The following is an 11,089-nucleotide window of genomic DNA, read 5'->3' on the forward strand; positions in this document are numbered from 1 at the left end:
AGCCTTGAGCCTGGGACATGGCGCCCATCGAACCCATGCAGCGATAAGCCTTGTACGAACGGCCCTGGAACAGTTCGATCTCGCCCGGCGCTTCTTCAGTACCGGCGAACATCGAGCCCATCATCACGCAGGAAGCACCAGCAACGATGGCCTTGGACAGGTCACCGGAGAAACGGATGCCGCCGTCGGCGATCAACGGGACGCCTGTGCCTTCAAGGGCAGCGGCGACGTTGGCGATGGCACTGATTTGCGGAACGCCGACACCGGCGACGATGCGCGTGGTGCAGATCGAGCCAGGGCCGATGCCGACCTTGACTGCGTCGGCGCCTGCTTCGGCCAAGGCCTTGGCGGCTGCGCCGGTGGCGATGTTGCCGCCGATCACCTGCACGTCAGGGAAATTCTGTTTGACCCAGCGAACGCGGTCGATCACACCTTTGGAGTGACCGTGAGCGGTGTCGACCACCACCACGTCCACACCGGCATTAACCAGGGCAGCAACGCGGTCACCGGTGTCTTTACCGGTACCGACCGCAGCACCCACGCGCAGACGACCTTGGTCGTCTTTGCTGGCTAGCGGGTAGGCTTTGGCTTTTTCGATGTCGTTGACAGTCATCATGCCTTTGAGGGCGAATTTGTCGTCGACGATCAGCACGCGCTCGATGCGGTGCTTGTGCAGCAGTTCGCGTGCTTCGTCCTTGCTGGCGCCTTCCTTGATCGTGACCAGACGCTCTTTAGGCGTCATCACTTCACGGACGGTGGCTTCCAGACGGCTTTCGAAACGCACGTCACGGGAGGTGACGATGCCGACCAGGTCGCCATCGTGCAGCACCGGAACGCCGGAGATATTGTGCATGCGGGTCAGTTCGAACAGATCACGCACCGTGGCGTCAGCCTCGATGGTAATCGGATCCTTGACCACACCGGCTTCGAACTTCTTGACCTTGCGCACTTCGGCAGCTTGCTGCTCGATGGTCATGTTCTTGTGGATAATGCCGATGCCACCTTCCTGAGCCATGGCGATTGCCAGACGGGCTTCAGTAACGGTGTCCATGGCGGCAGAAACCAGAGGAATGTTCAGTTCGATGCCACGGGTAAGACGGGTCTTAAGACTGACTTCGTTAGGAAGCACCTCGGAATAACCAGGCACTAAAAGAATGTCGTCGAAGGTCAGAGCTTCTTGGCTGATACGCAGCATCGCGGGGGCTCCCGAGCGGGAAAATGGAAGCGCGCCATTATAGTCAGACACCCCCTGCTGTTCAACGTAAAACTCAGCCTAATATCAATGTTACTGATATACGGGAATGGCGGCCGCTACAGTTCCACCTTGACCCAAGAGACAGGTTGATCGAGCCAATCGGCAAATTCGTCGATAAAGCTCTGCTTGAAGCCCGCTTCCAGCCAGTTGTTGAAAATGAACCCAAGGTTGGAGAACGCACATTCCTGCAAGAACAGAAAGCCGTTGATGTCGTCTTCATGCCCGCATTCCGGGCAGGTGAAGTTATCGGTGCGCGCAGGCATCCACTCCTCAAGGCTATCAAACAGCGCTTCGCCGATTTCCCGGCGACATTCGGCGCAGCCGGCTTCTTCGAGAAAACCTTTGGCCGGGGTGAAGATGCAGCGCTTGGTGACAATCTCCAGCCCATTGATCGGCTCGCCGAACGGCAGCGCTTCGGGGTGCAGCACCACGGCGCGGGCGCCATCAGCGATCGCGTAGGCCATGCGGTTGCCAGTGCGCCCGCAGGTGGTCAGTTCTTCCTTGATGATGTTCTTGCGCACCAACCAGCGCACGATCGCCCGTGCCCGGGGCTCGTGCACCGGCAGAGTGGAGATTTTCGGGACGATGATGCTTTGCGAATTCATGGACAGTCCTGCGGTATGGCTTCTGACCCCTTCGCGAGCGAGCTCGCTCCCACATTGATCTCGGCTATACACAGAATAGGTGTTCACTGAGATCAATGTGGGAGTGAGCTTGCTCGCGAAGAGGCCCTAAAGGCCGGCAGCTTAATCCCTGACGAAATCCGGTCAAGTGCTGAAGTAGCGCACGATCAAAGCAATCCCGCTTGCCAGCACCAGCCACGTCACCAGTCGCACAAACGCCTCGCGGGACAAACGCAGCGTCACCCGCCGACCAACCCACAAACCCAACGCCATGGCCGGCACCAAACACAGCGCCAGCATCAACAAGGGTAGCTCGGCATACACACCCGCGATGGCGAACAGACTTAAACGCACCACCGTGCTGCAACTGATCAGCGCACTTTGCGTCGCCCGCGCGGCCTCTTTTGGCAGACGACTGTTGAGATAGATCGCATATAAAAAGCCGCCACTGCCAAACAACGCACCGAACAACCCACCGACCGTGCCCATCGGCACCGCCCACGCGGCAGACAACTGCGTTGGCCGCGCTTTGACCCACAAGCTGTAAACCGCATAGGCCGTGATAAACAGCCCCATCAACAGCAACAACAGATCCGATTTGAGGTTGAGCAGAAAAATCACCCCCAACGTGCAACCCACCGCCATGCACGGCAGCAGCCGCAACAATTCGGGTTTGGCCACATCACGCCGCGATGGCAGCAAATTACCGAACGCTGCAACAAAATCCAGTAACACCAGCAACGGCACGATTTTCGACAGCGGCATGAACAGGATCAAAATCGGCCCCGCCACCAGCGCCGTGCCAAATCCGGCGATGCCGAACACGATATAGGCCAGCACAATGCCTAACCCGATAAACGCCCAGCCTTGCAGCCCCCACGACCACTCACTCAACAATCCAGCCACGCTCATCGACTTGCTTCCTTTTTAAGCCTGAGGTGACTTTAACCAAAACCACGCAGTTGCAGTTGATTCAGGCCGGTTTCGGTATCGCCTTGTGTTCACTCATGGTGATTGGCAGGCGAATGCCTTTAAACTGCGCCCCATGATTAAAGATCCCTTTGCAAGACTTGGCCTGGACCGTGAAGTCCTGACCGTCAGCCAGCTCAACGGCCGCGCGCGGGTGTTGCTCGAAGACGTGTTCAGCAACATCTGGGTCGAAGGCGAAATCTCCAACCTCGCCCGCCCGGCGTCTGGCCACATCTATTTCACCCTCAAGGACAGCGGCGCGCAGGTACGTTGCGCGCTGTTTCGGCAGAACGCTGCGCGGGTGCGTCAGGCGCTGAAGGACGGTTTGGCGGTGAAGGTGCGTGGCAAGGTCTCGCTGTTCGAAGGCCGTGGCGACTATCAGTTGATCCTCGACACCGTGGAGCCGGCCGGCGACGGTGCGCTGCGCCTGGCCTTCGATGCGTTGAAGGAAAAGCTCAGCGCCGAAGGTCTGTTCAGCGCCGAACGCAAAGTGCCGCTGCCGGCGCATCCGCAGCGCATCGGCATCATCAGTTCACCGACTGGCGCGGTGATCCGCGACATCATCAGCGTGTTCCGCCGCCGTGCGCCGCAGGTGCAGTTGACGTTGATACCCACCGCCGTACAGGGCCGCGAAGCCACCGCGCAGATCGTCCGCGCCTTGAAGCTTGCGGATGCACGCGGGTTCGATGCGCTGATCCTTGCCCGTGGCGGCGGCTCGCTGGAAGACCTTTGGTGCTTCAACGAAGAAGCTGTAGCCCGCGCGGTTGATGCCTGTGTGACGCCGATTGTCAGCGCCATCGGCCATGAAACCGACGTGTCGATCAGCGACTTTGTCGCCGACGTGCGCGCGCCAACGCCTTCCGCTGCCGCCGAGCTGCTCGCCCCCGATTCCAGCCATCTGATCCGTCAGGTCGAAAGTCTGCATCGTCGTTTGGTGATGCGCATGCGTGACCGCTTGATGCGCGATCGTCTGCGTCTGGAAGGCATGGCTCGTCGTCTGCGTCATCCCGGCGAGCGTCTGCGCCAGCAGGCTCAACGTCTGGATGATCTGGACATGCGCATGCGCCGGGCTTTCGAGCGCCAGCTCAATACCCGGCGCGAACGTCTGATCCGCCTGGAAACCCGCCTCGCCGGGCAGCATCCGGGTCGGCAACTGGCGATGTTGCGCCAGCGCCTCGACAGCCTCGCCGAACGCCTGCCACGCGCCATGCGCGAAGGTCTGAAAAGCCGTCGACTGCAACTGCAAAGTCAAATGCAGACGCTGCATGTGGTCAGCCCGTTGGCGACCCTTGGCCGCGGTTACAGCATTTTGCTCGACGAACGCGGCAACGCGATTCGCAACGCCGCGCAGACTCACACCGGCCAGCGCCTGAAAGCCAAACTCGGCGAAGGCGAACTGCAAGTGCGCGTCGAAGACAATCACCTGACGCCCGTCACCCTTTCTTTACTGGACTGATCCATGCCGCGTTTTCTGGCTCCACTGTTTTTGCTGTGCCTGACCTTCAATGCCCACGCCGACAGTTACATCACCCGGCTGCTGAACAAACCGGTGCCCGGCGGTGTGGCCGTGGTTGATCTTGGCGCTGCCGCTCAGCCGCCGAAAGCCACCTATCAGGGCAAACCCGTATTGGTTGTGAAAGAACAGAACAACTGGCTGGCGATTGTCGGTGTGCCGTTGACGGTCAAGCCCGGCGCACAGCAGATCAGCAGTGGTGGACGCAATCTGCCATTCACAGTCGGCACCAAGAAATACCCGGAACAGCGCATCACCCTGAAGAACACCCAGCAGGTCAATCCGAACCCGGCCAACCTCAAGCGCATCGAGGGTGAATTGGCCGAGCAGATCAAGGCTTACCGCAGCTTCAGCCCGAACACGCCAAGCAATCTGTTGCTGGACAAACCGGTCAACGGGCCGCTGTCGAGCAAATTCGGCGTGCGCCGCTTCTTCAATGGTGAGGAACGCAATCCTCACTCCGGCCTCGACTTCGCGGTGCCGGCGGGCACGCCGATCAAGACCCCGGCGGCGGGCAAGGTGATCCTGACCGGTAATTACTTTTTCAACGGCAATACGGTGTTTGTCGATCATGGCCAGGGCTTTATCAGCATGTTCTGCCATATGTCGAAAATTGACGTGAAAGTCGGCGATCAGCTGTCGCGTGGGGCGGTGGTGGGTAAGGTTGGCTCAACCGGCCGGGCGACCGGGCCGCATATGCACTGGAATATCAGCCTGAATGATGCGCGGGTGGATCCGGCGATTTTCATTGGTGCGTTTCAGCCCTGAATCTTTATGGAGGCGTCCGGCCTCTTCGCGAGCAAGCTCGCTCCCACATTGATTGGTGTGAACATGAATTTTATGTACACCGTTGATCCTGTGGGAGCGAGCTTGCTCGCGAAGGTGGCCTCACTGCCATGCAAAAGCTCGAGAAACTACAGCTTGCTAGATTGCGCCTCCCTCCAACCTCGCGCAAACATCAAAACGATCTAGCAATTTACCAACAATAAAATCGCGCAAAACCCCGCTTTTCGAGTATTCCTCTCAATTTTTTTCGACTGCTTGCCAACCTCTCCCCTCGCGGTTAGGGTTGAAGGCATGAAAACCTCTCACACCCTTATTCAGCTTCGCCAGCACCGCAGCCTGTGCCTCGTCAGTGCACGACTGCCAGGCTGAATCGCGGCGCCTCGTCCTACGCTTTTCCCAACACATTCGTTGTACCGGCAGGCCGCCTCTTTTCGGCCCAGACAATAAGGAATTTCCCGATGAGCATGCTCAAAGATCCGTCCTCGAAATACCGCGCTTTCCCCGTCATCAACTTGCCGGATCGCACCTGGCCATCGAAAACCATCGACACCGCGCCGATCTGGTGCAGCTCCGACCTGCGTGACGGCAACCAGTCGCTGATCGAGCCGATGGACGCGGTGAAAAAGCTGCGATTCTGGAAAACCCTCGTTCAAGTGGGCGTGAAGGAAATCGAAGCCTCGTTCCCGGCGGCTTCGCAAACCGACTTCGACTTCGTGCGTACTCTGATCGAAGAAGGCCACATCCCGGACGACACCACCATTCAGGTGCTGACCCAAGGCCGTGAAGACCTGATCGAGCGCACCTTCGAATCCTTGCGCGGCGCGAAGAAAGCCATCGTCCACTTGTACAACGCCACTTCGCCTTCCTTCCGCCGTATCGTCTTCAATCAGGACAAGGACGGGATCAAGGCCATCGCGGTGAACGCGGCCAAGCTGTTCGTCAAATACGCCGCCATGCAGCCGGACACCGAGTGGACCTTCGAATACTCGCCGGAAACCTTCAGCGCTACCGAACTGGAATTTGCCAAGGAAGTCTGTGACGCGGTGATCGAGGTCTGGAACCCGTCGCCTCAGCACAAGATGATCCTCAACCTGCCGGCCACTGTTGAGTGCGCGACACCGAACATCTATGCCGACCAGATCGAATGGTTCGGTCGTAACATCAACCGTCGTGACAGCGTGATCATCAGCCTGCACACCCACAACGACCGTGGCACCGGCGTGGCCGCCACCGAACTGGGCCTTATGGCTGGCGCCGACCGCGTCGAAGGCTGCCTGTTCGGCAACGGCGAGCGTACCGGCAACGTCGATCTCGTTACCGTCGCGCTGAACATGTACACCCAGGGTCTCGATCCTCAGCTGGATTTCTCCGACATCGACGGCGTGCGCAAAGTCGTTGAAGAGTGCAACCAGATTCAGGTTCACCCACGTCACCCGTACGTTGGCGATCTGGTCCACACAGCATTCTCCGGTTCCCACCAGGACGCGATCCGCAAAGGCTTCTCCCAACAGAAGCCGGACGCCTTGTGGGAAGTGCCGTACTTGCCGATCGACCCGGCCGACATTGGCCGCAGCTATGAGGCGGTGATTCGCGTCAACAGCCAGTCGGGCAAGGGTGGCATCGCCTACTTGCTGGAGCAGGAATACGGCATCAGCCTGCCACGTCGCATGCAGATCGAGTTCAGCCAGGTCGTGCAGCGTGAAACCGATCGTCTGGGCCTGGAGATGACGGCCAAGCAGATTCACTCGTTGTTGATCAGCGAGTACCTGCAAGCCAACACCCCGTACGCGCTGGTCAGCCATCGCCTGCAAGAAGAAAACGGCAACAGCGCCGTCGAAGTGGAAGTGGCGAGCAAGGGTCAGGGCGAAACCAACCTGCACTGGCGCGGCAAGGGCAACGGTGCGCTGGAAGCACTGGTGGCCGGCCTGCCGATTCCGGTGGAGATCATGGACTACAACGAACACGCGATCGGCGCGGGCACCAACGCCAAGGCAGCGGCCTACATCGAGCTGCGAGTGAACGGCGAACGTGCGGTTCACGGCGTGGGCATCGATGAAAACATCACCACTGCCAGCTTCAAGGCACTGTTCAGTGCGCTGAACCGCTCGTTGAGCCAGCCTGAGGCCAAGGCTGCTTAATCGACCGCTGAAACGCAAAAGGCCCCGGGGTGTGAACCTCGGGGCCTTTTTTTGCCTGATGGTTTTGTGCTGAATTCAATGACCCCTTCGCGAGCAAGCTCGCTCCCACAGGGGATTTGTGTTGTACACGGTCCAATGTGGGAGCGAGCTTGCTCGCGAAGGCGGCCTGTCAGGCACCGCAAACCTCAGGTGAATTCGAAGGTATCCGCATCCAGATTCGCCGGAAACCGCTCGCGATATGCCGCCAGTGGCGCCGCCTCCAGCACAGCCTTGAACACCCCGTCCGCCTCCCCCGCCGCCAGCAAAGTTTCGCCTTGGAAATCCAGCACCTGACTATCACCGGTGTAGGCAAAGCCTTTGCCATCGGTGCCGACGCGATTCACCGCTGCCACGTAGCAGAGATTTTCGATGGCTCGCGCCGGCAGCAACCGATTCCAGTGCAGCCGCCGCGCACCCGGCCAGTTGGCGGTGTACAGCAGCAGATCGGTGTCCTGCGCGTCACGACTCCACACCGGGAAACGCAAGTCGTAGCAAATCAGCGGACGAATCCGCCACCCCTTGAGTTCGAACTGCACCTGCCGCTCACCGGGCGTGTAGTGGTTGTGTTCGCCGGCCATGCGGAATAGGTGACGCTTGTCGTAATGCAGCACTTCACCGTCCGGCCGCGCCCACAGCAGGCGATTGCGATGACTACCGTCAGCCGCCTGGATGATCACGCTGCCGGTGATCACCGCATTGAGCTTGGCTGCCTGAAGCCGCAGCCACTTGCTGGTCGGGCCATTCTCGGCTTCGGCGAGGGTTTCCGATTCCATGGAGAAGCCGGTGGTGAACATCTCCGGGAGGATGATCAGATCCGCGCCGCGCGACTGCTCCAGCAGCACCTCGAAATGTTCGAAGTTGGCCTGACGGTCATGCCACGCCAGGCTGGTCTGGATCAGCGCCAGGTTGAGATCGGGTAATGCACTCAGATCACGCATAGTTTTGCCGCCGCTTCGCGCAGCGTCTCCTCGCGTTTGGCAAAGCACAGGCGCACGAGGCGCTGGCCTTCAGGTGGGCTCTGGTAGAACACCGAGATCGGAATGCTCGCCACGCCGTGCTCGCGGGTCATCCACAAGGCCATCTCGACGTCGTTGAGGTCAGGACGGATCTGCGAATAATCGACCAGTTGAAAATAGGTGCCCGTAACGCGGGTAAAACTGAATCGCGACGGTGTCAGCAGATCGCAGAACAGATCGCGCTTGGCCTGATAGAACGCCGGCAACTCTTCAACATGTTCCGGGTGCTCGGCCATGTAATCGGCCAAGGCGTATTGCAGCGGCGTGACGCCGCAGAAACTGACGTACTGGTGCACCTTGCGCAGCTCCGCCGTCAGGGCTGGCGGTGCGACGACATAACCGGTTTTCCAGCCAGTGACGTGATAGGTCTTGCCGAACGAGCTGACCACGAAGGCGCGCTGATACAGCTCTTCATGGGCCAGCACGCTGACATGCGGCACGCCGTCAAAAACCAGGTGTTCGTAGACTTCATCGCTGATCAGGTAGATGTCGCGATCGCGGATCAGTGCCGCCAATTGATCCAGTTCGGCGCGGCTGATCAGCGCACCGCTCGGGTTGTGCGGGGTGTTGAGGACGATCATGCGCGTTCGCGGGCTTATGGCTGCGGCAAGCTTGTCGAAATCGATGGAGAAATCGTCGGGCTTCAACTGAACATGCACGCAGCGACCGCCGGCCAACTGCGTCGCGGGGTCGTAGCTGTCATAGCACGGATCGAAAACGATCACTTCGTCACCGCTGTGGATAACTGCCTGAATCGCACAAAAAATCGCCTGTGTCGCGCCGGGCGTCACGGTCACTTCGCTCTCAGCGTCCACGTTCACGCCATAACTGCGGGCAATCTTCGCCGTAATCTGCTCACGCAGTGCCGGCAGGCCGGTCATTGGCGAATACTGGTTATGGCCACTGGCAATATGCCGACCGACTGCATCGCGCAGGGACTGTGGGCCGTCGAAATCAGGAAAACCCTGAGACAGGTTGATGGCGCCGGTCTGCGCCGCGAGCTGAGACATCTGCGTGAAAATAGTGATGCCGACATTCGGCAGCTTACTGGTGATCATCGGGGGTTCCCTGCTCAACACCCGGCTCTGACGACGGCTCGGGAGAGCCCGAGGATAGCCCATCCGGCGCCCATAAAAAAAGGGCGCCGGATGGCACCCTTCTTCTTTGTAACACCGCAATACCTGTGGCGAGGGGATTTATCCCCGATCGGCTGCGAAGCAGGCGCAAACCCGTTGAATGCGGTTGACTGATACACCGCGGGCACAGGTTTTGGGGCTGCTGCGCAGCCCATCGGGGATAAATCCCCTCGCCACAAAAGCCCCACACAAAATTGTGCAGGGCCTCGGATCACTTCTTGTCGCGGCGCTTCTTGTCGGCTTTCTTGCTGTGCGACATCATCCGACGCTTCCTGTTGACCTGGCGGTCGGTCAGCGTGTTTTTGTTGCCTTCGTACGGGTTCTCGCCGCCCTTGAACTCGATGCGGATCGGCGTACCGACCAGCTTCAGCACACGACGGTAAGTGTTCTCCAGATAGCGCACGTACGACTTTGGCACTTTCTCGATCTGGTTACCGTGGATCACGATGATCGGCGGGTTTGCACCACCCAAGTGGGCGTAACGCAGCTTGATCCGGCGGTTGTTGACCATCGGTGGCGCGTGCTCGCCAACCGCGTCTTCCAGAATCTGGGTCAGACGGTTGGTCGGCCAGCGGGTGACCGCCGACTTGAACGAGTTCTGTACGGAAGCGTAGAGGTTGCCCACGCCAGTGCCGTGCAGTGCCGAGATGAAGTGGATGTCGGCGTAGTCAACGAAGAACAGACGACGCTGCAGCTCAACCTTTACGAAGTCGCGCTCGCTCGGCGTCATGCCGTCCCACTTGTTGATCGCGATTACCAGCGCACGACCCGACTCGATGGCAAAGCCCAACAGGTTGAGGTCGTGATCGACCACACCTTCGCGGGCGTCCATCACAAAGATCACCACGTTGGCGTCTTTGATCGCCTGCAGGGTTTTGACCACGGAGAATTTTTCGACTTCTTCGTGGATCTTGCCGCGCTTGCGCACACCAGCGGTGTCGATCAGCGTGTACTTCTCTTCATTCCGTTCGAACGGGATGTAGATACTGTCGCGCGTGGTGCCGGGCTGGTCATAAACGATTACCCGATCTTCACCGAGCATGCGGTTAACCAGAGTCGACTTGCCGACGTTCGGACGACCAATAATGGCGATCTTGATGCCGTCCTTTTCGCTCGGGCCAGGAATGCGCTTGGCTTCCTCGCCTTCGGCAACGATCTCTTCTTCGCCATCTTCCGGTTCTTCTTCGTCTCTCGGGAAATCACCCAGGGCGATTTCCAGCATCTGAGTGATGCCACGGCCGTGAGCACCGGCGATAGGAATCGCGTGGCCCATGCCCAACGGAGCAAATTCAGCGCGGGCCATTTCCGGGTCGATGTTGTCGACCTTGTTGGCAACCACATAGGAGCGCTTGTTACGTTTGCGCAAGTGTTCGGCGATCATCTGGTCGGCGGCGGTGAAACCGGCCTTGGCATCTACCAGGAACAGCACAACATCTGCTTCTTCAATGGCCAGCAGCGACTGCTCGGCCATTTTTTCGTCCATACCGTGCTCGTCACCGGAGATACCACCGGTGTCGACAAGAATGTAGGAACGCCCTTGCCACTTGGCCTCACCGTACTGGCGATCACGGGTCAGACCGGACAAGTCGCCGACGATAGCGTCGCGAGTCCTGG

9 protein-coding genes are annotated in these 11,089 nt (G+C 59.4%); 3 read left to right on the top strand and 6 right to left on the bottom strand.

Annotated elements, in window-relative coordinates; translation table 11 throughout:
- From guaB to ACIQVE_RS27835, 3 genes are all read right to left on the bottom strand, one after another.
- On the bottom strand, positions 1 to 1,195 hold a 1,195-nt coding region (gene guaB, locus ACIQVE_RS27825; protein WP_402814805.1), incomplete at its 3' end, for an IMP dehydrogenase.
- A 116-nt stretch (positions 1,196 to 1,311) separates the two neighbouring features.
- Positions 1,312 to 1,860, bottom strand: coding sequence for a sugar ABC transporter ATPase (locus tag ACIQVE_RS27830; protein WP_402814808.1), 549 nt, complete (start codon positions 1,858 to 1,860; stop codon positions 1,312 to 1,314).
- 162 nt (positions 1,861 to 2,022) lie between these two features.
- Positions 2,023 to 2,790 carry a sulfite exporter TauE/SafE family protein gene (locus tag ACIQVE_RS27835; RefSeq protein WP_402814811.1) on the bottom strand — a complete coding sequence of 256 codons (768 nt, stop codon included), beginning with the start codon at positions 2,788 to 2,790 and terminating at the stop codon, positions 2,023 to 2,025.
- A gap of 133 nt (positions 2,791 to 2,923) precedes the next feature.
- On the opposite strand from ACIQVE_RS27835, the gene xseA reads away from it, so the two are divergent.
- The 3 genes from xseA to leuA all read left to right on the top strand — a co-directional run bounded on the left by xseA (position 2,924) and on the right by leuA (position 7,284).
- Positions 2,924 to 4,303, top strand: a complete 1,380-nt coding sequence (gene xseA / locus ACIQVE_RS27840) for an exodeoxyribonuclease VII large subunit (protein ID WP_402814813.1) — start codon at positions 2,924 to 2,926, stop codon at positions 4,301 to 4,303.
- A gap of 3 nt (positions 4,304 to 4,306) precedes the next feature.
- Positions 4,307 to 5,128 (top strand): peptidoglycan DD-metalloendopeptidase family protein, encoded by an 822-nt coding sequence (locus ACIQVE_RS27845; protein WP_402814816.1) that lies wholly within the window; start codon positions 4,307 to 4,309, stop codon positions 5,126 to 5,128.
- Positions 5,129 to 5,604: 476 nt separating this feature from the next.
- A complete protein-coding gene (gene leuA, locus ACIQVE_RS27850; protein ID WP_402814819.1) occupies positions 5,605 to 7,284 on the top strand; it encodes a 2-isopropylmalate synthase in 1,680 nt (559 codons plus the stop codon).
- Between the two features lie 185 nt (positions 7,285 to 7,469).
- Here leuA and ACIQVE_RS27855 read toward each other — a convergent pair whose 3' ends face one another.
- From ACIQVE_RS27855 to der, 3 genes are all read right to left on the bottom strand, one after another.
- Positions 7,470 to 8,261 (bottom strand): amidohydrolase, encoded by a 792-nt coding sequence (locus ACIQVE_RS27855; RefSeq protein WP_402814822.1) that lies wholly within the window; start codon positions 8,259 to 8,261, stop codon positions 7,470 to 7,472.
- Entirely contained in the window at positions 8,249 to 9,397 is a 1,149-nt protein-coding gene (locus ACIQVE_RS27860) for a pyridoxal phosphate-dependent aminotransferase (protein WP_402814825.1), read from the bottom strand. Before ACIQVE_RS27860 ends, ACIQVE_RS27855 begins: the two co-directional genes overlap by 13 nt.
- A 289-nt stretch (positions 9,398 to 9,686) precedes the next feature.
- A partial coding sequence (der, locus tag ACIQVE_RS27865; RefSeq protein WP_402814828.1) for a ribosome biogenesis GTPase Der occupies positions 9,687 to 11,089 on the bottom strand: 1,403 nt, incomplete at its 5' end.

The organism is Pseudomonas sp. NPDC098747, assembly GCF_044760045.1.
GTDB lineage: Bacteria > Pseudomonadota > Gammaproteobacteria > Pseudomonadales > Pseudomonadaceae > Aquipseudomonas.

What these genes read in the sequence shown, in the direction of transcription:
- ACIQVE_RS27830 (WP_402814808.1), bottom strand. Translation starts at nt 1,860, where the DNA reads ATGAATTCGCAAAGCATCATCGTCCCGAAAATCTCCACTCTGCCGGTG.
- xseA (WP_402814813.1), top strand. Translation starts at nt 2,924, where the DNA reads ATGATTAAAGATCCCTTTGCAAGACTTGGCCTGGACCGTGAAGTCCTG.
- leuA (WP_402814819.1), top strand. Translation starts at nt 5,605, where the DNA reads ATGAGCATGCTCAAAGATCCGTCCTCGAAATACCGCGCTTTCCCCGTC.
- ACIQVE_RS27845 (WP_402814816.1), top strand. Translation starts at nt 4,307, where the DNA reads ATGCCGCGTTTTCTGGCTCCACTGTTTTTGCTGTGCCTGACCTTCAAT.
- ACIQVE_RS27860 (WP_402814825.1), bottom strand. Translation starts at nt 9,397, where the DNA reads ATGATCACCAGTAAGCTGCCGAATGTCGGCATCACTATTTTCACGCAG.
- ACIQVE_RS27835 (WP_402814811.1), bottom strand. Translation starts at nt 2,790, where the DNA reads ATGAGCGTGGCTGGATTGTTGAGTGAGTGGTCGTGGGGGCTGCAAGGC.
- ACIQVE_RS27855 (WP_402814822.1), bottom strand. Translation starts at nt 8,261, where the DNA reads ATGCGTGATCTGAGTGCATTACCCGATCTCAACCTGGCGCTGATCCAG.